Annotated in this window: 27 protein-coding genes and 1 tRNA gene; 15 read left to right on the plus strand and 13 right to left on the minus strand. The window is 68.7% G+C overall.

The window, feature by feature from the left end:
- Both Q8K84_RS15750 and rimM read left to right on the plus strand, forming a co-directional pair.
- Window positions 1-273: hypothetical protein (locus tag Q8K84_RS15750; RefSeq protein WP_305283652.1), on the plus strand; the 273-nt coding region annotated here is incomplete at its 5' end.
- A gap of 85 nt (window positions 274-358) precedes the next feature.
- Window positions 359-862 carry a ribosome maturation factor RimM gene (gene rimM / locus Q8K84_RS15755; RefSeq protein ID WP_305283653.1) on the plus strand — a complete coding sequence of 168 codons (504 nt, stop codon included), beginning with the start codon at window positions 359-361 and terminating at the stop codon, window positions 860-862.
- Between the two features lie 38 nt (window positions 863-900).
- Here the strand turns inward: rimM and tesB are convergent, their stop codons facing one another.
- Window positions 901-1,788, minus strand: a complete 888-nt coding sequence (gene tesB, locus Q8K84_RS15760) for an acyl-CoA thioesterase II (protein WP_305283654.1) — start codon at window positions 1,786-1,788, stop codon at window positions 901-903.
- A gap of 115 nt (window positions 1,789-1,903) precedes the next feature.
- On the opposite strand from tesB, the gene trmD reads away from it, so the two are divergent.
- Window positions 1,904-2,614 carry a tRNA (guanosine(37)-N1)-methyltransferase TrmD gene (gene trmD / locus Q8K84_RS15765; RefSeq protein ID WP_305283655.1) on the plus strand — a complete coding sequence of 237 codons (711 nt, stop codon included), beginning with the start codon at window positions 1,904-1,906 and terminating at the stop codon, window positions 2,612-2,614.
- A 26-nt stretch (window positions 2,615-2,640) separates the two neighbouring features.
- Window positions 2,641-3,096 carry a 50S ribosomal protein L19 gene (gene rplS, locus Q8K84_RS15770; protein WP_305283656.1) on the plus strand — a complete coding sequence of 152 codons (456 nt, stop codon included), beginning with the start codon at window positions 2,641-2,643 and terminating at the stop codon, window positions 3,094-3,096.
- 63 nt (window positions 3,097-3,159) lie between these two features.
- Here rplS and Q8K84_RS15775 read toward each other — a convergent pair whose 3' ends face one another.
- A complete protein-coding gene (locus Q8K84_RS15775) occupies window positions 3,160-4,062 on the minus strand; it encodes a LysR family transcriptional regulator (RefSeq protein WP_305283657.1) in 903 nt (300 codons plus the stop codon).
- A gap of 56 nt (window positions 4,063-4,118) precedes the next feature.
- Complete coding sequence (locus tag Q8K84_RS15780; RefSeq protein WP_305283658.1) at window positions 4,119-5,669, minus strand: MFS transporter; 1,551 nt, start codon at window positions 5,667-5,669, stop codon at window positions 4,119-4,121.
- Window positions 5,670-5,786: 117 nt separating this feature from the next.
- Between Q8K84_RS15780 and leuC the strand changes: the two genes are divergently transcribed.
- From leuC to leuB, 5 genes are read left to right on the plus strand one after another with little or no spacing between them, the layout of a single operon-like run.
- A complete protein-coding gene (leuC, locus tag Q8K84_RS15785) occupies window positions 5,787-7,211 on the plus strand; it encodes a 3-isopropylmalate dehydratase large subunit (RefSeq protein WP_305283659.1) in 1,425 nt (474 codons plus the stop codon).
- Window positions 7,211-8,086 carry a VOC family protein gene (locus tag Q8K84_RS15790; RefSeq protein ID WP_305283660.1) on the plus strand — a complete coding sequence of 292 codons (876 nt, stop codon included), beginning with the start codon at window positions 7,211-7,213 and terminating at the stop codon, window positions 8,084-8,086. Before leuC ends, Q8K84_RS15790 begins: the two co-directional genes overlap by 1 nt.
- Complete coding sequence (leuD, locus tag Q8K84_RS15795) at window positions 8,086-8,697, plus strand: 3-isopropylmalate dehydratase small subunit (RefSeq protein WP_305283661.1); 612 nt, start codon at window positions 8,086-8,088, stop codon at window positions 8,695-8,697. The genes Q8K84_RS15790 and leuD overlap by 1 nt, the downstream gene beginning before the upstream one ends.
- The gene (locus Q8K84_RS15800; protein ID WP_305283662.1) at window positions 8,694-8,996 is read left to right on the plus strand and encodes a putative quinol monooxygenase; all 303 of its coding nucleotides are present in this window, start codon (window positions 8,694-8,696) and stop codon (window positions 8,994-8,996) included. Before leuD ends, Q8K84_RS15800 begins: the two co-directional genes overlap by 4 nt.
- Window positions 8,997-9,032: 36 nt before the next feature.
- Complete coding sequence (gene leuB, locus Q8K84_RS15805) at window positions 9,033-10,088, plus strand: 3-isopropylmalate dehydrogenase (RefSeq protein WP_305283663.1); 1,056 nt, start codon at window positions 9,033-9,035, stop codon at window positions 10,086-10,088.
- Here the strand turns inward: leuB and Q8K84_RS15810 are convergent.
- From Q8K84_RS15810 to Q8K84_RS15830, 5 genes are all read right to left on the minus strand, one after another.
- Window positions 10,085-11,821 (minus strand): tetratricopeptide repeat protein, encoded by a 1,737-nt coding sequence (locus Q8K84_RS15810; protein ID WP_305283664.1) that lies wholly within the window; start codon window positions 11,819-11,821, stop codon window positions 10,085-10,087. The genes leuB and Q8K84_RS15810 overlap by 4 nt on opposite strands.
- Window positions 11,818-14,568, minus strand: a complete 2,751-nt coding sequence (locus tag Q8K84_RS15815) for a M16 family metallopeptidase (RefSeq protein WP_305283665.1) — start codon at window positions 14,566-14,568, stop codon at window positions 11,818-11,820. The genes Q8K84_RS15810 and Q8K84_RS15815 overlap by 4 nt, the downstream gene beginning before the upstream one ends.
- A gap of 148 nt (window positions 14,569-14,716) precedes the next feature.
- Window positions 14,717-15,034: a GNAT family N-acetyltransferase gene (locus tag Q8K84_RS15820; RefSeq protein ID WP_305283666.1), complete on the minus strand. Its 318-nt coding sequence runs from the start codon at window positions 15,032-15,034 to the stop codon at window positions 14,717-14,719.
- A 108-nt stretch (window positions 15,035-15,142) separates the two neighbouring features.
- Complete coding sequence (locus tag Q8K84_RS15825) at window positions 15,143-15,427, minus strand: hypothetical protein (RefSeq protein ID WP_305283667.1); 285 nt, start codon at window positions 15,425-15,427, stop codon at window positions 15,143-15,145.
- Window positions 15,428-15,656: 229 nt separating this feature from the next.
- Window positions 15,657-16,049 carry a PaaI family thioesterase gene (locus Q8K84_RS15830; protein WP_305283668.1) on the minus strand — a complete coding sequence of 131 codons (393 nt, stop codon included), beginning with the start codon at window positions 16,047-16,049 and terminating at the stop codon, window positions 15,657-15,659.
- Window positions 16,050-16,229: 180 nt separating this feature from the next.
- Between Q8K84_RS15830 and Q8K84_RS15835 the strand changes: the two genes are divergently transcribed.
- Together Q8K84_RS15835 and rarD are read left to right on the plus strand one after the other, a co-directional pair.
- Window positions 16,230-17,261, plus strand: a complete 1,032-nt coding sequence (locus tag Q8K84_RS15835; protein WP_305283669.1) for an aspartate-semialdehyde dehydrogenase — start codon at window positions 16,230-16,232, stop codon at window positions 17,259-17,261.
- 152 nt (window positions 17,262-17,413) lie between these two features.
- The gene (gene rarD / locus Q8K84_RS15840; RefSeq protein WP_305283670.1) at window positions 17,414-18,319 is read left to right on the plus strand and encodes an EamA family transporter RarD; all 906 of its coding nucleotides are present in this window, start codon (window positions 17,414-17,416) and stop codon (window positions 18,317-18,319) included.
- A gap of 27 nt (window positions 18,320-18,346) precedes the next feature.
- On the opposite strand, the gene Q8K84_RS15845 is transcribed toward rarD, so the two are convergent.
- Entirely contained in the window at window positions 18,347-18,610 is a 264-nt protein-coding gene (locus tag Q8K84_RS15845) for a zinc-finger domain-containing protein (RefSeq protein ID WP_305283687.1), read from the minus strand.
- A 176-nt stretch (window positions 18,611-18,786) separates the two neighbouring features.
- On the opposite strand from Q8K84_RS15845, the gene Q8K84_RS15850 reads away from it, so the two are divergent.
- Both Q8K84_RS15850 and Q8K84_RS15855 read left to right on the plus strand, forming a co-directional pair.
- The gene (locus Q8K84_RS15850) at window positions 18,787-19,737 is read left to right on the plus strand and encodes an ABC transporter ATP-binding protein (RefSeq protein ID WP_305283671.1); all 951 of its coding nucleotides are present in this window, start codon (window positions 18,787-18,789) and stop codon (window positions 19,735-19,737) included.
- Window positions 19,738-19,821: 84 nt separating this feature from the next.
- A tRNA-Arg gene (locus Q8K84_RS15855) sits at window positions 19,822-19,898 on the plus strand.
- An 86-nt stretch (window positions 19,899-19,984) separates the two neighbouring features.
- Here the strand turns inward: Q8K84_RS15855 and Q8K84_RS15860 are convergent.
- Window positions 19,985-20,515, minus strand: a complete 531-nt coding sequence (locus Q8K84_RS15860) for a TetR/AcrR family transcriptional regulator (protein WP_305283672.1) — start codon at window positions 20,513-20,515, stop codon at window positions 19,985-19,987.
- A gap of 84 nt (window positions 20,516-20,599) precedes the next feature.
- Between Q8K84_RS15860 and Q8K84_RS15865 the strand changes: the two genes are divergently transcribed.
- Complete coding sequence (locus Q8K84_RS15865; RefSeq protein ID WP_305283673.1) at window positions 20,600-20,995, plus strand: hypothetical protein; 396 nt, start codon at window positions 20,600-20,602, stop codon at window positions 20,993-20,995.
- Window positions 20,996-21,080: 85 nt separating this feature from the next.
- Here Q8K84_RS15865 and Q8K84_RS15870 read toward each other — a convergent pair whose 3' ends face one another.
- The 3 genes from Q8K84_RS15870 to Q8K84_RS15880 all read right to left on the minus strand — a co-directional run bounded on the left by Q8K84_RS15870 (window position 21,081) and on the right by Q8K84_RS15880 (window position 23,665).
- Window positions 21,081-22,421 (minus strand): TonB-dependent receptor domain-containing protein, encoded by a 1,341-nt coding sequence (locus Q8K84_RS15870; RefSeq protein ID WP_305283674.1) that lies wholly within the window; start codon window positions 22,419-22,421, stop codon window positions 21,081-21,083.
- The gene (locus Q8K84_RS15875; protein WP_305283675.1) at window positions 22,313-23,176 is read right to left on the minus strand and encodes a hypothetical protein; all 864 of its coding nucleotides are present in this window, start codon (window positions 23,174-23,176) and stop codon (window positions 22,313-22,315) included. Before Q8K84_RS15875 ends, Q8K84_RS15870 begins: the two co-directional genes overlap by 109 nt.
- Before the next feature lie 90 nt (window positions 23,177-23,266).
- Window positions 23,267-23,665, minus strand: a complete 399-nt coding sequence (locus tag Q8K84_RS15880; RefSeq protein ID WP_305283676.1) for a DUF2946 family protein — start codon at window positions 23,663-23,665, stop codon at window positions 23,267-23,269.
- Window positions 23,666-23,875: 210 nt separating this feature from the next.
- On the opposite strand from Q8K84_RS15880, the gene Q8K84_RS15885 reads away from it, so the two are divergent.
- A complete protein-coding gene (locus Q8K84_RS15885) occupies window positions 23,876-25,162 on the plus strand; it encodes a cytochrome P450 (protein ID WP_305283677.1) in 1,287 nt (428 codons plus the stop codon).
- The last annotated feature ends 97 nt before the right edge of the window (window positions 25,163-25,259 follow it).

The following is a 25,259-nucleotide window of genomic DNA, read 5'->3' on the forward strand; positions in this document are numbered from 1 at the left end:
AAGGCCAAGGAGCGGGCTGAAGAGCGCGCCCAGCGCGAGACCGACCGCGCCGCCGCCGAAGCCGAGGCCGCCGCCCAGCCGGCGCCCGAGCCCGAGCCCGAAGCGCCCGCCGCTGAAGAGCCGGCGGCTGAAGCCGCGGTGGAAGCGCCCGCCGCCGAGGAGGCTCCGGCCGCCGAGGAGCCCGCCGCCGCCGAAGCGCCCGCCGCTGCTGAAGAAGCTGCTGTCGAGCCGGCCGCCGAGGCCGCTGACGAAGCGACCGCCAAGGAAGACTAAGGACTTAGGTCCCAGACCCGGCGCTGCGCCTGACAAAGAGCGTTGCGCCGGGTCTTCGTTTCTCTGAGACGCCGATGAAGGTGCGATGCCCGACAAGCTGATCCAGGTGGCCCGGGTGGCCGGCGCGTTTGGCGTCCGCGGCGAAGTCCGCATCACCACCTTCACCGAAGACCCCATGTCGCTCGCCGCCTTCAAGGCGCTGCTGCGCCAGGACGGCTCGGCGGGCTTGACCCTGACCAGCGTCCGCCCGGTCAAGGGTGGGGTGGTGGCCCGCGCCAAGGAGATCGAGACCCGCGAGCAGGCCGAGGCCGCCCGGGGCCTGAACCTGTTCATTCCCCGTGACGCTCTGCCAGCGCCCGAGGAGGACGAATTCTACCTGACCGACCTGATCGGCGTCGTGGTCGAGACGCCGGATGGTGAGCGCCTGGGCGAGGTCAAGTCGGTGCAGGACTTTGGCGCCGGCGACCTGCTCGAGGTCCAGCCGGCCAGCGGTCCATCCTGGTGGCTGCCCTTCACCCGGGACACCGTGCCTGAGGTGAAGCTCGCCGAAGGCAGGCTGATCGCCATCCCGCCGGAAGAGACGGAGTAGGGATCTACTCCGCCGCCGTCGCGGACGGGAAGGGCCGCTCAGTCCCCCTTGCGCATCCGCATCAGGCCTTCCTGGGCGACCGAAGCCACCAGGGTTCCGTCCTGGGCGTAGAGGGCGCCGCGCACGAAGCCGCGACCGCCGGACGCCGAGGGGCTGTCTTGCGTATAGAGGTGCCAGTCGTTGAAGTTGGACGGCTTGTGGAACCACATGGCGTGGTCGAGGCTGGCCGACTGCAGGCCCGGCGTCTGCCAGGCCACCCCGTGGGGGCGCATGGCGGTGGACAACAGGTTCATGTCCGAGGCGTAGGCCAGGATCACCTGGTGCATCCGCGCATCCTCGCCGATGGCGCCGGTGGCGCGGATCCAGACGTCGGACTTGCCCTCGGTCGGCTTGGTGTTGCCGCCAAAGCCAAAGGCGTCGCGGCCGCGCATTTCGATGGGCCGGGGGCGCGACATCATCTTGCGCATCTCCGGCGGCATCTTGTCGGCCACCTTCTTCATGGACTCCGCCTCGGTGGGCAGGTCGTCCGGCCCCGGCACCTTCGGCATCGGCGCCTGGTGGTCGAAGCCGTCCTCGACCACCTGGAACGAGGCGGCGAGGTTGAAGATCTGTTTGCCGTTCTGGATGGCCACCACCCGCCGGGTGGTGAAGGTGCCGCCGTCCCGGGACCGGTCGACCTCGAACAGGATCGGGATGCGTGGGTCGCCCGGGCGGATGAAGTAGCAGTGCAGCGAATGGCACATGCGCTCTTCGACGGTCTCATAGGCCGCCAGCAGCGACTGGGCGATGACCTGGCCGCCAAAGATGCGCGGCGGTCCGCCCTGTGGGCTCACGCCGCGGAACAGGTTCTGCTCGATGCGCTCCAGCGCCAGGGTGTCAGGCAGGATCTCGGGCGTGATCTCGGGTTTGCTCTGGGGGCTGTCCATAATGACTTATCGTATGTTGCAGGTGCGAAAGCGCCAGGGCTTAACCCTTGCGGCCCGTCGCGGCAAGGCGAAGCCCGGCCTTGGCTTTTGACCCTCCCCTGGTGCAGATGAGCCCATGTCCTTCGACGCCGCCGTCCTGACCATGTTTCCCGAGGCCTTCCCGGGTCCTCTGGGCGTGTCCCTGATCGGAACCGCCTGGCGCGAGCAGGGGCTCTGGACGTTGGAAACAGTGGACATTCGCGCCTTTTCCAAGGATAAGCGCGGCTTCCTGGACGACACCCCTGCAGGGGGCGGCCCGGGACAGGTGATGCGGGCGGACGTCATCGCTTCTGCGCTTGACAGTGTGGAGCAGCGAGGGCGGCCGCTTTTATACATGAGCGCCCGGGGTCAGCCCCTGACCCAGGCGCGTGCGAAAGAATGGGCTGCGGGTCCGGGCGTCATCGTCCTGGCCGGCCGGTTCGAGGGGGTGGACCAGCGGGTGCTTGACGCTCGCGGGTTCGAGGAGGTCGCCGTGGGCGACGTCGTCCTCGCCGGTGGCGAGGTGGCGGCCATGCTGACCATTGAGGCGTGCGTACGCCTTGTGCCCGGTGTGTTGGGCCAGGCGCTGAGTTTGAGTGAAGAGAGCTTCGAGGACGGGCTCCTGGAGCATCCGCAGTACACCAGACCGCGGACGTTCGAGGGGCGCGATATCCCGCCGGTGCTGCTTTCAGGGCACCATGCTGAGGTCGCCAAATGGCGGGCGCAGCAGCGGGAAGAGACTACGCGGGCGCGGCGGCCGGACTTGTGGGCGCAGCATCTCGCCAATCAACAGGCAAAGGGCGCTTAAAGCCCAGTGACAAAGGAATTGAACCGATGAACGTGATCCAGCAGCTGCGCCAGGAAGAGGCCGATCGCCTCAAGACCGCCCGCAACTTCCCCGACTTCCGTCCGGGCGACACCGTCCGCGTCAATGTGAAGATCAAGGAAGGCGAGCGCGAGCGCGTCCAGGCCTATGAAGGCGTCTGCATCGCCCGCTCCGGCGAGGGCGTCGACGAGAACTTCACTGTCCGCAAGATTTCCTTCGGCGAGGGTGTGGAGCGGGTCTTCCCGCTGCTGTCGCCGATGATCGATTCCGTCGAGGTCAAGCGCCGTGGCGTCGTGCGGCGCGCCAAGCTCTATTATCTGCGTGATCGTCGCGGCAAGTCGGCCCGTATCGCCGAGCGCCAGATGACCCCGGCCGAGCGCGAGGCCGAAAAGGCTGAACGCACCGCCCGCGCCGAGGCCTCGGCCGCGGCCCACGCCCCCAAGAAGAAAGACGCTGAAGACTAAATTCAGGCTTTCGACGAACGCCAGAAGGGCGGCTGCGGACTTCCGCAGCCGCCCTTCTACGTTTCAAGGCCGCTCCGGTCGCAGCTCCTCCGACAGGGCGCTCACCAGATGGTCGAACATCAGCCGCATCCGACGGGTGGTGCGCAGGCCTTCGGGCATACAGACCCACATTTCCATATTGATCTGGAAGCGGTCGGCCAGGACCGGGACCAGCCCATAGCGCTTGGCCAGCAGCGTCTGGCAGGCGCCGATGCCCAGGCCCGAGCGCAGGGCCCCCAACTGGGCGATGTCGCTGTCGCTGCGAAAGGCGAACAGGTCCCGGGTGATCGGCCGGCCGATGTCGATCTGTCCGTCAAGCTTCGGCGCGGCCCCGTCGAATCCGACCATGGCATGGTCTTCCAGGGCGTCTAAATCGGCTGGAACGCCGTGACGCGCCACATAGGTCGCCGCCGCATAGAGCCCCAGGTCGATCATGCCGATCCGCCGTCCGACCAGGGTGTTCTGTGTCGGCCGCGTCATGCGCACAGCGATGTCGGCGTCCCGACGGGCGAGATCGGCCTGCCGGTTGGAGACCGTCAGCTCGACCTCGATCGTCGGGTGGGCGGCGTGGAAGGCGGCAAGAATGGGCGGCAGGATCTCGCAGCCGACGATCTCGCTGGCGGTGATGCGCACCGCACCCCCGGTCTGGGCCGCCGCCCCGGCCACGTCTCGGAGCGCTGCTGCGGCCGCTGCGGCCATGTCCTCAAGTCGAGGGCGAAGCTCAAGAGCCAGCTCCGTGGGCAGCAGGCCCCGGGGCGATCGTAGAAAGAGCGGCGAGCCCAGGTGCTGTTCCAGGGTCTCGATATGACGGCCGATGGTGGGCTGGGCGACCCCGCGGGCCCGGGCGGCGGCCGACAGGCTTCCGGTCTCCAGGACGGCGTGCAGGCTTTGGAAGAGGTCCCAGTCGGCGCTGGAGATCGACGGCATGATCTAATGATGGGGGCTGGGGGTTCGTCGCACAATGTTCGTCCAGATCCTGTTGCTCACGGGATGACCTCGGCCCCGTCTTCCAGCACCCCATCTTCCTGCGCCGCCTCGGCCAGGGCCTGTTGCTCGGCCTCCCGTTCGGGCCGCCTGCGCCGCCGCCGCTCCATCAGCCGGCCAGCGGGGAAGGCGTGCATCATCTTCAGTCCGGCCACCGGCGAGAGGTTGGCCACCACGCGGCGGGCCTCGGCCATCATCTGCTGGACCATCTCCTTGTGCTCGATCTCGCCCTCCTCGCGCACGAGGGTCAATCGGTGGAGGGCGTAGAGGCCGAGCAGGGCCGAGAGCAGGAAGTAGAAGTCCCAGTTGTTGAAGGCCAGATGGAGGACGTCGAGATCCTCGCCTGGCCGAGACCAACGGATCAGCAGCTCCAGCTCCCGGGCGGCGAAGAAGTCGGCGAACAAGCCCCCGAGGATCGGGGCGGCGGCGGCGGCCATCGAGGTGATCAGAGTGTTGGCGGCGATGTAGGCCGTGGCCCCGCCTCGGGGCGCCAGCTTCAGGGCGATATTGACCGTGGCCAGCCCCACCCCGGCCGCCGCACCGCCAAAGACCACATGCAGTACGATCAGATAGGCGCCGGCCAGCTGGCGGTCGTCGATCTGCGAGGTGAGCGCCGTGGCGGCGATGCAGAGGATGTAGGCGGGCGCGGCGGCCGCGAGCACCGACTTGTTGGAGAACCTGTCGCTGAGCTGCCCCCAGAACCGCAGAACCCCGATATTGGCGATCTGGCTGACCGCGCTCAGCGTCATGACGAAGGTTAGCGGATAGTTGAGCTGGGTGACGAAATAGACGGTGAAGAAGGGGCTCGCCAGATTTACCGCGAACTGCCAGCTCGACAGAAACAGGATCAGCCGGCGGAAATTCCCGTCCCGAAGGGGCGCGCGCAGCAGGCGATAGAGGTTCACCCCCGCGGCCGGCGGCGGCATGGGCGGCTCCGGCGTGCGGGCGAGCGCCGCGACGCTGACCATCCCCAGGATGAAGGCGAGCCCGAAGAAGGTGGCGAAGACCAGACCCTGATTTGCGATGGCGACCTGGTCGAGGGCCACACCGGCCATGATGGTGACGCTCAGGGTCACACCGGTGGCGATCACCGTGCGCCGGGCGGTGAACGAGCCAAGCCGCTCTTCCGGTATCAGATCCCTCACCCACGAATTCCAGGCGCAGCTGGTCACCGCCCCGAGGGAGCCGATCACCACCTGGGCGGCGACGAGGGCTGTCAGGCTCCAGGCGTTGTGCGGCAGGAGCGCGATGGCGACCATGACCGGCAGGGTGAGCCGGGCGCAGAAGGCCGCCGTCGAGGCGATCAGCCGGCGGCGGCGCAGCTTTTCCACCAGGGGCACGGCCGGCGCCTGGATCAGCTGGGTCAGGAAGGGCAGGGCCGCCAGCAGGCCGATGACCGCGTTCGACGCCTCCAGATAGAGGGCGAAGGCGGCCAGAACGATGCCTGTGGTGACCGCGGTCACCGCCGTGGCGGCGGCCGAATCCACCATCATCAGGGCGGTCGCCCGGTCGAGGTCGCGCTCGTCCTGCGGGTCGCTCTCGAGAGTCATGGTGACCCGTCCTAATGGGTTTGGCCCGAGGCCGAAACCACGGCGGCCAAAATCACCGGGCCTGAGCGACGGCTGCGACCTTTACGGAACCGCCTTTGCCCACCTACATAGCCGCCCATGGCCGCCATGACGCTCTACGACAAGATCTGGAACGCCCACCTCGTCGCCGAGGGGGACGGGGAGTCGATCCTCTATATCGATCTGCACCTGATCCACGAGGTGACCACGCCCCAGGCCTTCGCCGGCCTGCGCGCCGCGGGCCGCCCGGTGCGTCGGCCTGACCGCACCCTGGCGGTGGCCGACCACAATGTGCCGACCGAAGGCCAGGCGCTCGGCGCCGGGGCCGTCGCCGACGAAGAGGCCCGCCTGCAGCTCCTGACCCTGGAGCGCAATGTCGCCGAGAACGGCATCGAATATTTCCCCATGGGCGATCTGCGCAACGGCATCGTCCATGTGGTGGGGCCTGAGCAGGGCCGCACCCAGCCGGGCATGACCATCGTCTGCGGCGACTCCCACACCTCGACCCATGGCGCCTTCGGGGCGCTCGCCCAGGGGATCGGCACCTCGGAGGTCGAGCATGTGCTGGCCACCCAGACCCTGCGCCAGGCCAAGTCGAAGAACATGCGCGTCACCATCGACGGCGCCCCGGCGCCCGGCGTCGGGGCCAAGGACTTCGCCCTGGCCGTCATCGGCGCCATCGGTACGGCCGGCGGCACCGGCCATGTGATCGAATATGCCGGCGAGGCCATTCGGGCCCTGTCGATGGAAGGCCGCATGACGTTGTGCAACCTGACCATCGAGGCCGGCGCGCGCGCAGGCCTGGTGGCGCCGGACGCGGCCACCTTCGACTATATTCGCGGCCGGCCGGCTGCGCCCAAGGGCGCGGCCTGGGACATGGCGGTGGCCCACTGGAAGAGCTTCTTTTCCGACGAGGACGCGGTGTTCGACCGTGAGATCGTGCTGGACGCCGCGACCATCGCCCCCCTGGTCACCTGGGGCACCTCGCCGGAAGATGTCATGCCCATCGACGGGCGGGTGCCCGATCCGGCCAGCTTCTCCACGCCGGACAAGCGGGCCTCGGCCGCGCGGGCGCTGGACTATATGGGCCTGGTCGCCGGCCAGCCGATCGCCGAGGCGAAGATCGACCGGGTGTTCATCGGGTCCTGCACCAACAGCCGTATCGAAGACCTGCGCGCCGCCGCGGCCGTGGTGCAGAAGGCCTTTCTGGAGGGCCGTCTGGTGGCCCCCCATGTGCGGGCGATGGTGGTGCCGGGCTCTGGCCTGGTGAAGGAACAGGCCGAGTCCGAAGGGCTGGACGCCATCTTCAAGGCCGCGGGCTTTGACTGGCGCGAGCCGGGTTGCTCCATGTGCCTGGGCATGAACCCCGACCGCCTGGCGCCCGGCGAACGTTGCGCCTCAACCTCCAACCGCAACTTCGAGGGCCGTCAGGGCCGGGGCGGACGCACCCATCTGCTCAGCCCCGCCATGGCGGCCGCCGCCGCCATCGCCGGTCACCTGACCGACGTGCGCGACTTCATCTGATGATCAGCGGCCTGGATCATGTGGCCCTGGTGGTCCGCGACCTGGATCAGGCGGTGGACGCCTATGGCCGCCTGCTTGGCCGGTCCTGCAACTGGATCGGCGCCGAAGGTGGCGTGCGTCAGGCCTGGTTCCAGTTGCCCAACATGGCGCTGGACCTCATTTCGCCGGACGGCGAGGGCGGTTTCGGCGCGGCCATCGCCGCCCACCTCGACGCCCATGGGGAGGGTATCTGGGCGCTGGCCTTCACCACCCCCGACATCGCCGCCGCCACAGCCCTGCTGCGCCGCCGGGGCATCGGGGCCAGCGAGCCCGGATCGATCCGCACCGTCCACGCCGATGGCCGCAAGCGCTACTGGACGACCTCAAGCCTGGAGGTTGAAGCGACCGGGGGCTTGGGCCTGCTGCTCGCGGCCCCGCCCCGGGACGGTCAGCCCTGGCCTCTGTCGGAAGCCACCCACGGGGAGGCCGCCGCGGTCAGCGCGCTGGATCACGTGGTGGTCCACACCCCCAATCCTGAACGCGCCCTGGCCATCTACGGCGCCAAGCTTGGTCTGGACCTGCGGCTGGACCGGTCCAACCCTGACTGGGGCGCCCGACAGCTCTTCTTCCGCTGCGGCGAGACGCTTGTGGAGATCGGCGCCAGCCTCAAGACGCCCGTCTCTGACGGGCCGGACAGGTTCGGCGGCCTAGCCTGGCGGGTGGATGACCCCGCCGCCGCCCACGCCCGTCTGGCCGCCGGGGGCTGGGACGTGTCTGACCTGCGTCAGGGCCGCAAGCCCGGCACCCAGGTCTTCACCGTGCGGTCGGGCGCCCCTGGCCTGCCCGCCCTGATGATCCAGCAGACCGCGCCGCTTTCGCCTTCGGAGACTGCCTGATGAAGCCCTTTACGCGGATTGACGCCAAGGCTGCCCCACTGGCGCTCTCCAACATCGACACCGACCAGATCATTCCCAAGCAGTTCCTCAAGACCGTTGACCGGCTCGGCCTGTCCAAGGGGCTGTTCTACGATTTCCGCTTCGACGAGGCCGGCCAGGAAAAGCCCGACTTCGTGCTGAACCAGCCGGCCTACAAGGACGCAGGCGTCCTGATCGCCGGGGACAATTTCGGCTGTGGGTCGAGCCGCGAGCATGCCCCCTGGGCCCTGCTGGACTTCGGCATCAGCTGCGTGATCTCCACCAGCTTCGCCGACATCTTCTACAATAACTGCTTCCAGAACGGCCTCCTGCCCGTGGTGCTGCCGGCGCAGGCGGTGGAAGACCTGATGGCCCAGGCCCGCGGCGGCAATCATGTGATCAGCGTCGATCTCACAGCCCAGACCGTCACCGCCCCGGACGGCCAGGTCTATGGCTTCGAGATCGATCCCAGCCGGCGGCACAAGATGCTGAACGGCCTCGACGCCATCGGCGAGACCTTGCAGAAGGCGCCCGACATCGACGTCTATGAGAGCGCCCGGGCGCTCGATACGCCCTGGCTGGAACGGGCGTGAGCCTGGTCATCGCCGGGACGATCCGCGTCCCGCCGGAGAATCTGGACGCGTTCAGGCCGCACATGCTGGCCATGCTGGAGGCCAGTCGGGCCGAGGATGGGTGTCTGGAGTACGCCTACGCCCAGGACGTGGCCGAGCCCGGCCTGATCCGGGTGTTTGAGGCCTGGCGCGACCAGGCCGCCCTGGACGCCCACTTCGCCACGCCGCACCTGGCCGCCTGGCGGGCGGCCTGGCCTGAATTCGGGGTTTCCGATCGCCGCCTCATCGCCTACGAGGTCGCCTCGCACCGGGCGGTCTAGTATCCCGCCCGACAGACCAGCGACGGGGCGATGACCATGACCGACCTTCTTCTCCTGCCGGGCGATGGCATCGGCCCAGAAGTGACCGCGCAGGTCCGCCGGGTGATCGCCGTGCTCACCCCGGACCTGGTGGTCGAGGAGCGTCCGTTCGGCGGGATCAGCTATGACCAGTCGGGCCTGCCGCTCACGGACGAAACCCTGGCCCTGGCCAAGGCGTCCAAGGCTGTTCTGATGGGCGCGGTGGGCGGACCCAAATGGGCTGGCGTTCCCCGGGACAAGCGGCCAGAGGCCGGCCTGCTCGCCCTGCGGGCGGGCATGGAGGTGTTCGCCAATCTGCGCCCGGCGCTCTGTTTCGGACCGCTGGCCGACGCCTCTTCCCTCAAGCGCGAGCTGGTCGAAGGGCTGGACTTCATGATCGTGCGCGAATTGACCGGCGGTATCTATTTCGGCCAGCCCCGCTTCATCGAAGACCTGCCCGGCGGCGGCAGGCGGGCCGTTGACACCCAGGTCTATACGACGGCCGAGATCGAGCGGGTGGCCCGGGTGGCCTTCGAGCTCGCCCGGGGCCGGCGTAACAAGGTCCATTCGGCCGAGAAGTCCAATGTGATGGATTCCGGGCTGCTCTGGCGCGAGGTGGTCACCGACCTTCACCAACGCGAGTTCGCCGATGTCGAGCTGGAGCACATCCTGGCCGACAATGCGGCCATGCAGATCGTCAAGAACCCCAAGCAGTTCGACGTCATGGTCACGGACAACCTGTTTGGCGACATCCTGTCGGACGCCGCGGCCCAGCTGACCGGCTCGCTCGGCATGCTGCCGTCTGCGGCGCTCGGCGCGCCGGGCAAGCCTGGCCTCTATGAGCCGATCCACGGCTCGGCGCCGGACATCGCGGGCCAGGGCGTGGCCAATCCGCTGGCGGCCATCCTGTCTTTCGAGATGGCCCTGCGCTGGTCGCTGGACCGTCCCGAGGCCGCCGACCGACTGAAAGCCGCGGTGATCAAGGCCTTGGAGAACGGCGCCCGCACCCGCGACCTGGGCGGCGCCCTGACCACGATCGAGATGGGCGACGCGGTCCTGGCGGCGCTGGCCTAAAGCTCTTCGGCGCGGCTGGGATCCAGGGCGATGGCGGCGGCCTGATCGGCGGCGGCGCCCTCTGCGTCCCCCAGTTCGCCCCGGACAAGGCCGCGCAGATAGAAGGCGTCGGCCGAGCTGGGGTTCAGGGCCAGGGCCTTGTCCAGCCAGTCCCGGGCGCTGAGGGGATCGTCCAACAGGTAGTAGATGGTCCCCTTCTCCTCGATCAGGTCTGGATCTTCCGGAGACAGGACGAGGCCCGCCTCGGCCTCCCGCAGGGCGCGCTCATAGTCGCCCTGATTGCGCAGGATCAGCGCGGCCAGATAGCGGGAGGTGGGGCTTTCCGCCCCGCGCGCGGTGAGCCGGTCAAGCAGGGCGAGCGCCGCGGGGCTGTCGCCTGCGACGGCCAGGGCCTCCACATGGCCCAGCAGGGTCTCCTCATCATCGGGCGCCAGTCGCACGGCCTCGGTTGAGGCGGCGAGGGCCTCCTCAAAGCGCCCCTCGGCCATGAACACCTGAGCCCTGGCCGCGCGCAGGGTGTGATCGCCAGGAAGCGCACGGATCAGCTTGTCGTATTCGGCTCCCGCTGTCGCGTGGTCGCCGAGCCTGTTGGCCGCCTCGGCCACGCCAGCTTGATAGTCCGGGACACTGGGAGCCAGGGTTGCGGCCCGGCCGTAAAAGATCGCAGCCTGGGCGGGATCAGACTCCAGCACGACGCGACCCAGCCCGCCCCAGGCCCGCGCATTCTGCGGCTCCAGCACGGCGGCCTTTTCGAAATCGGCCTGGGCCTCAGTCAGGAGTCCCGACAGAACCCGCACCTCGCCCCGGTGCACCAGGGCGGTGGCCATGTCCGGGGATGCCGCGGCTTCCACGGCGACATCAGCAAAGATGAGCGCCCTGGCATAGTCCCCAACCATAGAAGACGCCCGCAGCGCATAGAGGGCTGATGCGGCGCCCAGGACGCTGGGGTCGCCAATGGTGGCGAGATCGCCCCGGGCGCCTTCGACGTCCCCGGACATGATCCGCGCCGCGGCGCGCATGGCGAAGTCCCCCGGGAAGCCTTCGTCCGTCAGGCCGAGGTTCAGATCTTCTGTGGCGCCCGCATAGTCGCCGGCCCACAGACGGGTTTCACCCCGCCGCAGGCGAAGGTCCCCATCGGTCGGCGCGCGGGCGATCGCGGCGTCCAGAAGGCGCGCGCTGCGGCTGTCCTCGCCCAGGGCGATGTAGACATTGGCCAGGGCGAGGGTCACTTGGACTCTATCGGGATCTTGACGATGAAGTCGCTCCAGGCCGCTGCGGGCCTCCTGGGCTCGCCCCAGCCTCGCCAGGGTCAGCAGCCGGTTGCGCTGCAGGGTCGGCGCATTGGGCGTTTGGCGCAGGTCCGCCTCAATCAGGGCCAGGGCCGCCTCAGGGCGCCCCGACATGGTGCGCATGTCCGCCCGCATACTCAGGACCTCATCGACAGGATCAAGAGCCGCCGCCTGATCGGCGGCCGCGTCAGCCGCGCCGATGTCGCCGTTGAAGTGGTGATAGAGGCTGAGCACCAGGAGCACACTCGCGCGGACGTCATCGGTCTCCGCCAGGGCGAGGGCCTGGGTGCAGGCGGCGATGCCCGCCTCGATGTCATCGTTCTGGGTGTCAAGGCAGGCGGCCACCTCCACAGGCCGAGTGGGCTCTTCGGTCTGGGCGAAGGCGGGCGTGACGCCCATCGCCGCCAGGGCGGCGAGGGCGGCTATCGGACGTCGTACATTCATTGCGCGTCTCCCATGGGCGGGGCGGGGCGGGCCAGGACGATGATCGGCGGAGTGGACAGCCAGGGTCCGGCCAGGGCGTGGATGTCGGCTGGCGTCAGCTCCGCCAGGGCCGTCCCCAGTCCGTCGATGAGCGCACGGGCGGTGTCCCAGCCCTTGGGGCTGGCCAGGGCGACCGCCCAACGGGCGTCCGTCTGCCGTGCGGCCTCCAGCTGGGACAGGATGGGGCGGATCACTTGGTCCAGGGCCTCGCGGCTGGGGGGCGCGGCGACAAACCCCCGGGCGGTCCGCAGGACGGCGGCGGTCACCTCGTCCAGGCTCGCCGCGTCGGGGGTCACCTCCACATAGAGGGCGATATCGTGGGGGTCGTCGAGACCGCCATCCAGGTCGACGACGGGGGAATAGGTCTGGCCCCGGCGCCGGCGGGTTTCCTCGATCACTGCGATCTCCAGCAGCTCGCTCAGGGCCAGGGCGGCGGCCTGGTTCTTGAGACCCGTGACCGGGGGCCGGGGCCAGTAGATCTGGGCCGCGGCGCGCTCCGCCGAGCCCCGATGTGTGGCGACGATGGGACCATCCGGCGCGCGGGAATAGTCCAGGGGCGGTCGTGTGGGACCGGGCGGTGGCGGTGGCCGCGGCGGGCGTGCGCCCAGGGTCGTGGCGGCCGCCTCGATGGCCTCGGCCTCGGTGATGTCCCCCACCAGGGTCAGTTCCGCCGGGCCGAGGGCCAGCTGTGTCCCCATGACCCTCTTCAGGTCGTCAGGCTTCAGGCGGCGATAGGTGTCGGGATCGCCCGCGGCGCCGGCGGTGTCTGGCCAGATGGTCCGAGCGAAGGCGTCCCTGGCGGCGTCAGATGGGACGAGCCTGTTCTCCTGCTCCAGATGGGCGGCCAGCAGGGCCATCTGGTCGGCGGTCTCGTCGGAGAATCCCGGCGTCGCCAGGTGGGCGGTGATCAGGGCCAGATGAGGGGTGACCTGGCCGGCGAAGCTGCGGGCCGAGACCCACAGCCCGTGCTCACCGATATCCACGTCGAAGTTCCAGCTCCAACGGGCGTTCAGCTCCTGAAGCGCGGCGTAGCTGGCCGCCTCGATCCCCGCATAGGGCAGGATGTTGGTCGCCAGGGCCGCAGTCACATAGTCCGCCGCGCTCAACTGTCGGGCGCCGGGCCCGAGGCGGATGATGATCTCGACTGAACCAGGGGCGCGGTCGCTGGCCAGGTGGTTGAGGACCAGGCCATTGGCGAAGGTCAGGCGCACGGCGCCTTCCGGCAACGCCTCGCGGCGGACCACCTTGCCGGCCGACCCGAGGTCGAGATCAATGGGGCGCGGAGCGGCGATGGGCGGGGGCAGGGGTCCAGCCGCGGCCGCACGCCAGGCCAAGACCACCGCCTCGGTGGTGAGCCCGGCGTCCTCCACCGACAGGGTCGGCGGCGCGTCCCCAGGCCACAGGGCGACGAAGGTCTGGATAAGGCGCTCAGGGGTGAGGCTGGCCGCCCCGCGGCTCACCCGCCGCATCATCTGGTGTGGGTGCAGGAAGGGTCGCCCGGCGGGGATGGAGTAGAGCAGTTCGTCGGCGGTCTCGGCGGCCGTGGCGTTGGCGCGCTCGGTCAGGGCGCCGCGCGCCTGGGCGCGTTGCTGGGCGAGGGCGCTGTCGATCTCGCCCTGTTCCGGACCATGGACCGCAAACCCCCGCAACACCCCCTGGGCGAGGATCAGGGCCTGCTGCCCCATCTGCGGGCCGTGGCTCGCCAGGACGCAGGCCACCTGCCGCGCATCATACTGGCCGGTGGTGTCAAACTGCAGGCTGTAGACCCCCGGGGCCGCCGCCGCCGCCCGGGCCAGGCGCCGGTTGAGCACTTCCAGCAGCACGTCCTCCAGTAGGTCATCCTCTGGTCCGGCCGCCTCGCTGTCGGCCACGGGGGCGTTCCGGCAGGCCATGCTCTGGGCGGGCAGGCGGGTCGGCGGCAGGATCAGACTGACGGGCGCCTCGGGCGGCTCGGGGTCGGGGGTGTCGGGCATGCGCGGCCGGGCGCCGGCCCCCGCCCAGCCCCCCATCCGACGCTCCAGTTCGGCCACCATGGCCTTGGGCTCCACATCACCGGTCACCACCAGGATGGCGCGGTCGGGGCGATACCACTTGGCGTGAAAGGCCTTCAGGTCGGCTGGGGTCATGGCCCTCAGGGTCGCCGCGGCCCCGCCTGGCCCCAGATTGTCCTCCGGCCGGAAGTGGAAGGCCGTCTCCTGCTCCTCGACGGCCTCGCCGGTCCACATGCGGTCGAGGCGCTCGGCCAGGACCACCCCCCGCTCAGCGGCCACCTCGGCGGGAATGAAGGGCAGCCCGTCCCCAACGTCCCGGAGCCAGTCGAGGCCCATGGCCGCCGCCGCGGGGTCCCGGCTGGGCAGGTCCAGGTGATAGGTGGTGGTCCACCGGCCGGTATAGGCGAGGTGATCGCGCCCGAAGGCGGCCCCGGCCTTGGCCATGGCCTGGTCCATCTCCCCGTCGGGGAAGCGGCGGGTGGTCCGGAAGGCCATGTGTTCGACGAAATGGGCGATCCCGCGATTGTCGTCGCCCTCGGCCTGGCTGCCGACCCAGACCAGCAGGCGGAAGGACACCCCTTCGCGGCCCGCCAGGGGCAGAATCTGGTACTCGAGCCCGTTGGAAAGCTCCCCGGTCACCAGGTCGGGATGAACCTCTTGTGCGGGCTCAGCCGCCCCCGCCGCCTGGAAGGCGGCAAGGACCAGAACCCCCGCCAACACGGACGCCGCCCAAAAGCTCCGCAAGGTTCGCCCCCGAACAAAACAGAAACAGACGGACATTCCTACAATAGGTTGTGAGGCGCCGCCAACCCCTCTCGCCATCCGCGTGTGCAGTGAGGGTGTTCAGCTTGGCTCAGCCACCGTCTCAGTCGAGGCCCAGACTCTTGCGATAGTCGGGGTGCAGCAGGTCCTGATATTCCTCATGCCGCTTGATGTAGCTGGCGAAGAAGGGACAGACCGGCATCACCGCCTGGCCATGCTCGCGGGCATAGTCCAGGGCGGTGCGGACCAGTTTGGAGCCGACGCCCTTGCCTTCGAAGGCCGGGGGAACCTCGGTGTGGGGAAAGAGAATGCCGGTCTTCAGCAGCCGGTACTCGGCGAAGGCCACATCGTCACCGAGACGAACTTCGAAGCGACCCGCCTCGACATTGTTGGTCACCGGCAGGTCATCAGGGTTAGCCATGGGATGCTCCTTCCTGGAGCCGCAAGACAAGCATGATCCCCAGACGCAAGAAAGGCCGGCGTCGCCGCCGGCCTTTCCAGAACCTGTCAGGCTTGCGCCGGCTTCAGCTTAGCGCTGAGCCAGCTCCATGCCGGCCACGGCGGCCAGATCGGCGTCGCCGACCTTTTCCAGGGTGGCTTCCACGGTCGACTTCACGCAGCGGGCCTGGGCGGACTGGCGGAAGGTTTCGGTGGTGGTTTCACGCAGGCACACCGAACGGGCGGCGCTGACGATGTCGGCATGGACCTGCTCGGCGGACTTGCCGGCGAGGGAGACCTTGACGCCTTCGGCGAAGGCGGGGGCCGAGATGGAGACAGCCGCGACGGCGGCGAGAGCAGCGATACGAGCGATCATTTTATTCGTTCCCGTAGAGGGGTTGATGACAACCACTTTGCGGGGCGTTCCTCTGGCGGCCTTCGTCGTCAATTCGCGTCGTTGTCGGCCGCCTTGAGAGGAGGTTTAGCGCCACCTTCCCCGGGGTCACAAGCGACAATTTTGCGACGCAGCATCGTGGTGCTGCGCTGCGGCAGGATCGGGCGCCATTGGTCAGGTTTTAGGCGCCGGGTCGCTTCCAGGTCGCCACTCAGCCGGCGTCCACCGTCATCTGGGTCTGGATGACCAGGGCCAGCAGCCTGCCGTCTTCGGCGGTGATGCGGGTCTGCCAGACGCTGGAGCGGCGACCGATGTGCAGAGGCGTGGCCTCGCCGGTGACCGTGGTTCCGACCTTGGCCGAGCCCAGGAAGTTGGTCTTGCTTTCCAGGGTCGTGGTCCGCGCGCCGGCCGGCAGGTTCAGGAAGCCGCCAATGGCGCCCAGCGCGTCGGCGAAGGCCATGAAGGCGCCCCCATGCAGGATGCCGCCGGCGGTGCACAGGTCCTCGCGCACCTTAAGCTCGCCCACCACCCTGTCCTTGGCCCGCTCCAGAATGTTCAGACCCATCAGGTCGGCGAAGGGCATGCCGGTGGCCGGCTGGCTCATGGTGATCTCTCCCTCAAGGGCCCCGGGGTCCTGCGTCCCCGGGTTGCGTCGCGCCATCCTAGCCCCTAGGTGAAGCGGGACGAAGCCGCGGCCGGCCGGGCCCTTGCGGCGGCGTGCTTGCGCGCGTTCATGCGGCGGCGTAACGGATCGCACCGCCTAAGAATTTCAGGAGAGACTCCGATGGGTTACCGGGTAGCCGTCGTCGGCGCCACGGGCAATGTGGGCCGTGAGATGCTGAATATCCTCGAGGAAGTGGAATTCCCCGTGGACAAGATTCACGCGATCGCCTCGCGCAAATCCATCGGCGTGAAGGTGTCCTTCGGCGACAAGACGATCGCCTGCGAGGATATCGCCCAGTTCGATTTTTCCACCGTCGACCTGGTGTTGATGAGCGTGTCGGGATCGTTCTCCAAGGAGTGGTCGCCCAAGATCGGCGCGGCCGGCCCCATCGTCATCGACAATTCCTCGGCTTTCCGGATGGACCCGGACGTGCCGCTGATCGTGCCGGAGGTGAATCCGGACGATGTCTCCTACGCCCACAAGAAGAACATCATCGCCAATCCGAACTGCTCCACCGCCCAGCTGGTGGTGGCGCTGAAGCCCCTGCATGACCGGGCCCGGATCAAGCGGGTGGTGGTCTCGACCTATCAGTCGGTCTCCGGCGCGGGCAAGGAAGGCATGGACGAGCTCTGGGATCAGACCAAGGGCATCTTCGTCCTGGGCGCGCCGCCGCCCAAGAAGTTCCCCAAGCAGATCGCCTTCAACGTCATCCCGTTCATCGGCGCCTTCGGCGACGACGGCTACACCGACGAAGAGGCCAAGATGTGGAACGAGACCCACAAGATGATCGACCCGGCCATCAAGCTGACGGTCACCTGCGTGCGGGTGCCCGTGATGGTCGGCCATGCCGAGGCGGTCAACATCGAGTTCCACGATCCCCTGGACGAGGACGACGCCCGCGACCTGCTGCGCGACAGCCCCGGCCTGGTGGTCATCGATAAGCGCGACGAGACCGGCTACATGACGCCCAAGGAGGCCCAGGGCGAGTTCCCGGTCTTCGTCAGCCGCATCCGCAACGACCCCACCGTCGAGCACGGCCTGAACATGTGGGTGGTGGCCGACAATCTGCGCAAGGGCGCGGCGCTGAACGCGATCCAGATCGCCCAGCTGCTCGACGAGCGCGGGCTGATCAAGACCAAGGCCATCGCCTGAGGTCTTTGGGTCCCCTGAGACTCTTCGGAATGGGCGGTCGCTCAGCGGCCGCCCATTTCCACGTCCGATTCCCGCGCATGGCGGGTGATCGATGCTTGTGAAGCTCCGGCGAAGGCTTAGGTAGGGCTTCCCCCCAGCCGAAAGCCGCCGCCGTGGCCCCTGCGCCGTCTTCCCCACCCTCGACCGCGTTTGTCGCCGGACTCTCCGCCTATCTGATCTGGGGCTTCATCCCGCTGGTCTTCCAGATGCTGGGGTCCATGGGGGTCGGACCCTGGGAGACCCTGGCGCACCGGACCTTCTGGGCCATCCCGGTGGCCGGGCTGTTCGTCTGGATGGCTGGCCACGGTCCCCAGGCCCTGTCGGTGTTCACCAGACCGCGGGTGCTGGGCCTGCTGGCGCTCTCATCCCTGCTGATCGCCGTGAACTGGCTGGTGTTCATCTGGGCGGTAAACAATGAGCGGGTGCTGCAGACCAGCCTCGGCTATTTCATCAACCCCCTGCTCAGCATGGCCGCGGGCGCGCTGTTCTTCCGCGAGCGGCTGGACCGGATCGCCCAGGGCGCCATTGCGCTGGCCGCAGTCGGGGTGGTGTTCCAGGCCGTGGCCATTGGCGGCCTGCCCTGGGTGTCCCTGACCCTGGCGGCCAGCTTCTGCGGCTACGGGATCGTGCGCAAGCAGGTGGCCGCCGACGCCCAGACCGGGCTGTTCATCGAATGCCTGATCCTCGGAATTCCGGGTGCGATCTTCGCCATCTGGCTGGCCCAGGCCGGGGGCGACCACTTCACCAACGGCCTCACGCCGGCCGCCTGGCTGATCTTCTCGGGCGCTGCGACGGCCATTCCGCTGGTGCTGTTCGCCTGGGCCGCGCGACGCCTGCCCCTGTCGGCCATGGGCTTCATGCAGTTCCTGGCGCCGTCCATGACCTTTGTCCTAGGCGTGGTCCAGGGCGAGCCGTTGGGATGGGCCAAGATCGCCGCCTTCGCCTTCATCTGGGCCGGGGCCGGCGTCTTCGCCTATGGCCTCTGGCGCGCCTCCCGCCGGCTGGCGGCGGCGGCGTAGCGGCGCGCTGGCCCAAGCCGGAACGGGCTAGTGTCCGTGGGGGCCTTCATAGACGCCGGGCGCCAGGCGCTCATCCTCGGGGCCTTCGCCGGCCTCGGGGGCCAGGACGAAGCGGCGGTCGCAATAGGGGCATTCGACGAAGGTCGCCCCGCCCATCTCCAGCCAGACCCGCGGATGGCCGAGCGCCCCGCCGACCCCGTCGCAGGCGATCCGGCCGGTGCGCACATAGACCACTTCCGGGGCCGGCCGGGCGCTGGCGGTCAGGGCGGTGATCGCGGGCTTGGCCGGCATGGGCTCGGGACCGCGCTGGGCCTTGACGCCACGGTTTTCGGTCGCACGGGCCATCGGGAAATCTCCGGTCGGAAGCTTGGCGCGGGCGCCGCTCGGCCCTAGGTATGCGAGGCGGGCTTGGCCCGTCAATCTTCGCACCCGCAAACCCGTCCTGCGGGGGCGCCCAAGGGGACCGCATGGACCTTCCGGAATTCGCCATCGAGGCCCAGGGCCTGGTCAAGACCTATCCGGCCACCAAGACGACGCCGGAGATGAAGGCCCTGCGCGGGATCGACCTGGCCATTCCCCGGGGCTCCATCTTCGGCCTGCTGGGGCCCAATGGGGCGGGCAAGTCGACCTTCATCAATACTCTGGCGGGCCTGACCAAGAAGACCTCCGGCACGGTGAAGATCTGGGGCCGGGACATCGACACCCATCCCCGGGACGCCCGCGCCGCCATCGGCGTGGTGCCCCAGGAGATTGCCGCCGACCCGTTCTTTACCCCGCGGGAATCGCTCGAGGTCCAGGCCGGCATGTACGCCGTGCCGCGCAAGGAGCGCCGCACCGACGAGCTGCTGGCCGCGCTGGGCCTCGCCGACAAGGCCAACGCCTATGTCCGCCAGCTGTCGGGGGGCATGAAGCGCCGGCTGATGGTGGCCAAGGCCATGGTGCACAATCCCCCGGTCCTGATCCTCGATGAGCCCACCGCCGGGGTGGATGTCGAGCTGCGCCGCCAGCTCTGGAACTATGTGGTCGAGCTGAACCGCATGGGCGTGACCATCGTGCTCACCACCCACTATCTGGAAGAAGCCCAGGAGCTCTGCGACCAGATCGCCATCGTCGCCAAGGGCCAGGTGGTGGCGTGCGAGTCCACCGCCCGCCTGCTCTCGCGCCTCGACACCCGCAGCGTGGTGGTGACGCCCGAGACGCCGGTGGAGGCCGCGCCGACCCTGGCCGGCTTCGAGGCGAAGCTTCGACCTGGCGGCGCCTTCAGCGTCACCTATCGCACCGGCCAGTCCAGCGTCGAACAGGTGCTGGCCGCCGTCCGCGCCGCGGGCCTGCGCATCCGCGACATCGCCACCGAGGATCCGAGCCTGGAGGACGTCTTCGTCGACCTCACCACCGACAAGACCCCGCAGGTGGCCTGAACGGGGGCCCGAACGGCGGCGGCCAAACCCGTTTGCGGTCCGGCCCCCTTTCGGCTAGAAACCCGCTCCGCCCACAGGCGCCAAGCACCCGTAGCTCAGCTGGATAGAGCGTTGCCCTCCGAAGGCAAAGGTCACACGTTCGAATCGTGTCGGGTGCGCCATCTCCGCTGCCCTTTGAGAGCGCCCGATCCGCGCCCGATCCGCGTCGGAGCCGACCCGGATCGTCTCGGACCGACGGTCGTTCGTTTCAGACCCGTAGCAGCGCTGCTCGCATGACGCCTTCGGCGTCGTCGTGGTCCAGGGTCTCCAGGCCGACATAGAGGGCATAAAGCATCGTCGGCGTGGTGGAGGTATCTAGGCCGGCCGCATGGCACAGATCCTTCAGATAGGCGATCCGGCGGGCGTCCATGCGGGCCACCGCCTCGGCCACGCCCTTGTCCGACAGCGCCCAGGCGCGAAGGGCAGGCTCCAACGCCGCGCCGCCATAGTCCGGATCGCGAAGACCTACGGCCAGTAGACACAGCTGCTCCAGCCTTCCCCGGGGCGGCAGGTCTCCATCGAGCCGCGCGACGACGCCCTCGAAGGCGCGGTCCTCCCAGAACCTGATGAGGCGCTCCAGATAGTCGGGCAGATCCCTGAAGTGCCAGTAGAACGAGCCCTTGGTCGTACCGAGGTCGCGCGCGAGCGCCTCAGCCCGTAGGGCCGACGGGCCAGACCTCGCCAGGGCCTGGAGGCCAATTCTCAGCCAGTCTTCGGCGTTGAGCCTTTGCTTTGTCATATTCGCCACGGGGCAACCGTACGGCGGCGTATTGACGGCCGCAAGCGACGTCGCTAGACCATACGTCAGCGTATGGAGTTGTCGATGATCTGGACCCGACTTGCCGCCGTCCTGATGGGGGCGACCCTTCTCATCCATGTCTTCGCGGGCGGGCCAGAGGTGCACGCCCCCATGTTGGCGGCGTTGAGCGATCCAGGCCTCGGCGCCTTCGCCTCGATACTTTGGCATGCAGTGAGCGTGGTTCTGGCCGTACTCACCGTCGGGCTCTGGGGGCTGGCCGGCCGGCGTGACCCGCTGCTTGAAGTCGTGCTGTCTGGCGTTCAGCTCGGTTTTGCGGGCCTGTTCCTGTTCTACGGCCTCACCCGGCTAGGCGCGGTCTGGCCGATGCCCCAGTGGGTCATCTTCCTGGCCATCCCGGCCCTCACCCGTTTTGGCCAGACCCGCCGACGGCCGGACGGTGAGCCGAGGACCTTGTCCTGAGCGGGCCAAGGGGCCGGTGATCTTGCATGTGCAGAGACGAGGTAGACCGAGCCCGGCGGCTGCCGGGCCCAGTCCAGGTCTCGGGTCAGCGTGAGAGGCTCAGCCGCAGGAAGGCGCCGCGGCCGGGGCCCGGGGTCCGGGCGCCCAGGAGGACATCGCCGAATCCGTTGCGGTTATAGCCGGCGAGATGGTCCTGATAGACCTCGTCCAGCAGGTTCTCGACGCCCGCCGCCAGGCGGACGCCCGGTCGAACCTGCCAATGGCCATAGGCGCTGAGCACCACATAACCGTCGGTGGCCGGCTCGCTGTTGGTGGCAGACACCTTGTCCTGCCGGGCCACGGCGCGGCTTTCGAGGGTCGCAGACCAGGCCTTGGCCTCCCAGGTCAGGCCCAGGGTCAGGTTGGGGGCGGCGACGCGGTAGAGGTTGTCGTCGACGTCGCGGCGTTCACCTCGCACATAGTTCAGCACGCCATCCACGCGCAGCGGCCCGTCGAAGTCGTAGCCGGCGTCAAGGTCGAAGCCGTAGAGCCGCGCGTCGACATTGTCCCAACGCAGGGGCGTCGGATCACCGCTCATGGCCGCGACCCTTTCGATGGGCGTATCGGCGAGCCCGGGCGTGGCGTCATAGGGCGCGCCCTGGATGTAGTCATCGACCTGCCGCAGATAGAGGGTCGGGCGCAGGTAGGCCCTGGGGCTGGCAAAGTCGAAGCCGAGCTCGGCGATCCAGGCGGTCTCTGGCTTGAGGCGAAGATCGCCCACATAGATGTTGCCGTCGGCCAGACCGCCGCTGGCGTTGATTGGCAACCAGCCAAACCGCTGGATGTAGCCTGGGGTCTGCTGCTTGCGGGCCAGGGTCACCCGCCACGACAGGCCGTCGTCCTCAGGCGTCCAGAGGCGCGCCACGGCGTCGACGGTCACGTCCTGCCCGGACCGGTGGGCGCCATTGAAGGCGGCGGCCAGTTCGCGCGGCCCCATGGGCAGGGCGGGACCGACCCCTGCGTCTCCGGCGTCATAGGCGTTGTGATCCACCCGCAGCCCTAGTTCGGACTTGAAGATCGAAGTCTGGCCCCGCCATTGGGCGAACCCGCCGAACCGGCCCATCTTGACCTTCGGATAGGCCGTCACCCAGAAACCGGGATTGCTGGGGTTGGTGATGGTGACGTCGTGGTCGATCCGCTCGCCATCGACCCCGACGTCCAGTTCGCCCCCGAAGGCTGCGAGGGCCAGCGACACCTCGCCCCCGCGGGTGGTCGCATCGGCATAGGACGCCCGCTGCGACGCCGGCGTCGGCGCCGGGCGAAGGGAGAAATTGTCCATCAGGTGGGCCACATCGGCGTAATGCAGCCGGGCCTCAAGACGGACGCCGCCGAAGTCCATCGCATAGCCCAGCCGGGCAAAGTCCGTATCGAAGTACAGGATGTCCATGGGAAAGGGGGATTGCCGGAGGGGCCGGTATTCTGGCGACGGGCGTCCAGCGTGACCTCGCCAAGCTCGGTCTTGAGTCCTGCAGACAGGCCAAGGACGCCGCGTTCGAAGGCGCTCCCGCCGATCACGCCGTCGCCATACTTGGCGTCTTTCGCCTGCTCCCAGGAGCCCAGCAGGTTGAACCGCCAGGTCTCGGTCGACCCCCCGATGACGCCGCCCGCCGCGCGGCTGTCATTGACGCTGCGGCCAGAGACCGTGAGGTCATAGCCCAGCGCGACGTCGCCGCCCGGCCCATAGCCGATGCGCTTGAACACCGCGTCGGCGCCGCCAGCCAGCCCGGGGCCCGCCGACACCGGGCTCACCCCGCGGTCGATCACGATGGCCGCCACCAGCGGCCCGGGGGCGTAGTGAAAGACCGGGTCCATCAGGTTGGGGCCCCCAGACGCGAAGCGCTGGCCATCGACACGGAGGTTCAGCCGTTGTCCAAACAGGCCGCGATACTGCATCTGTCCCGATAGCTCGCCATTGGCGATGCGGGCGCCGCCGGGGGTGCGGGCGGTCAGATGGGTGATGTCGCCGCCCTGCACGGGGGCCGCCTCAGGGGTGATGTTCAGCGCGGTGGCCGTATCGGTCCGGGCGCCGGTGACGATGATCACATCCAGCAGGGGTGATGGGGACCCTTGAGCCAGGGCCGGCGCCGCGAACACGGCCAGGCTCGCCCCGGCCAGGAGGGGCAGAAAAAGCTTCGAAGACATTGAGAGGTCTCGCAGACTGAAAATCAGACGCACGGGTGACGCGCGTCCGGAACGGGCCTGCAAAAACAGGCCGCGACGGGGTCGGGGTTTTCAGGTGCGAGGCGGGGGCGCCCGTGACCCAAGCGGCGGGCCTTGGGTCCGGCGGATGAGCCCGGGCTGGTTGGCGACGTGCTCCACCTCAACGGCGAAGCGACAGGGGGCGGCGAAAAGTGTCCGGTCGCCTGGGGCGGCGGCGTAGGGAACCGTGCACAGGGCGCAGTGATCATCGGACGGCGCCTCGCCTGGACGCTCGTCGCCCGTGAGGTGCGCCAGTCGCTCCGCCGCGGCGCGGGCTTCAGCCGATACCTGGCCGGACGGCGCGCAAATCAGGGGCGAAACATCCCCGCCCGCCGTTCCAGCGAGCGCCACCGAGCCCGGCAGGAGGACCTGCAGGGCGATGGCCATCGCCGCCAAAAGGCGGGCCAGTCGGGCGCCGGGCGCGTGCGTCATGGCCGGCTGATACCTGAACAATCGAGGTTGCGCATCTGGCCCATTGGCCGCGGCCCTGGAGGGGGTGACGGGCCTGGCGGGGATGGCCAGACGGCCGCCTCCCGCATTTCTCCTTGGTGAACCGTGTTTGGTTCGGCTCCATGGGGGCTAGCAATGTTTTGGGCGCGGGGCCGGCAAGAGCCTCCGTCCCTCAAAGGCAGGAGACCGGTCATGGCCGATGGATATGTGGACGTGCTGCGCGACAAGCGGGCGCAGGCGCGCAAGGTCGCCTACGAGACCCCGATCGAGGAGCTGCATCCGGCCCGGGCCTCGCTGTTCCGCGACGACGCCATGTGGCCGACCTTCGAGCGGCTGCGGAAGGAATCGCCGGTCCACTACACGCCTGACAGCAACTACGGTGCCTATTGGTCGATCACCCGCTACAACGACATTCTGGCGGTGGACTCCAACCACCAGGTGTTTTCCTCGGCCAAGGGGATCACGCTCACGCCCAAGGCCGCGCAAGGGTTTCGCGACCCGAACGCCCCGTCCGGCGCCAACTTCATCGCCATGGACCCGCCCCGGCACGACGTGCAGCGCAAGACCGTCAGCCCGGCCCTGTCGCCCATGGCCCTGTCGGTCATGGCCCCGCTGATCCGCGAACGGGCCGGCTACATCCTCGACAGCCTGCCGGTGGGGGAGGAATTCGACTGGGTCGACCTGGTGTCCAAAGAACTCACCACCATGACCCTGGCGACCCTGTTCAACTTCCCCTTCGAGGAGCGGCGCAAGCTGACCTTCTGGTCCGACGCCATGACCTCGCCGCCCGGCCATGGGCCGGTGGCCGACATCGCCGAACTGCGCAAGGTGATGGGGGAGTGCTTCGGCTACTTCACCGGCCTGTGGAACGAGCGGGTCAATAGCGAGCCCACCGGCGACCTGATCTCCATGCTGGCCCATGGGGAGGAGACCCGGCACATGTCGATGGCCGACTTCCACGCCAATGTCGCCCTGCTGATCATCGGCGGCAATGACACCACGCGGAACACCATCTCCGGCTCGGTCCTGGCGCTGAACCAGAACCCCGACCAGTACGCCAAGCTGCGGGCTGAGCCCGACCTGATCCCGTCCATGGTCTCAGAGACCATCCGCTGGCAGACGCCTCTGGCTCACATGGCGCGGACCGCGACGCAAGACTTCGAGATGGGCGGCAAGACCATCAAGGAGGGGGACAAGGTGGCCATGTGGTACGTCTCGGGCAACCGGGACGACACGGTGATCGAGACCCCCGACGCCTACATCATCGACCGGCCCCGGCCTCGCCAGCACATGTCGTTCGGCTTCGGCATCCATCGCTGCGTCGGCAACCGGCTGGCCGAGCTGCAGCTGACCATCATCTGGGAAGAGATCATGAAGCGCTTCCCCGACATCCAGGTCCTGGCCGAGCCCAAACGTAGCTATTCGATCTTCGTGAAGGGCTATGAGGACATGCGCGTGGTGTTGCCCGCCCGCCTCTAGGCCCTGTCACCCATCGGCCACAGTCGGTGGCTGAGTAAAGCTTGGCCGCAGGGAAAGGGCGCCCCTGCGGCATCGGCGTGCGCGCCGATGCGTTGTC

It is taken from the genome of Phenylobacterium sp. (assembly GCF_030679875.1).
In the GTDB taxonomy this organism is placed as follows: Bacteria; Pseudomonadota; Alphaproteobacteria; order Caulobacterales; family Caulobacteraceae; genus Phenylobacterium.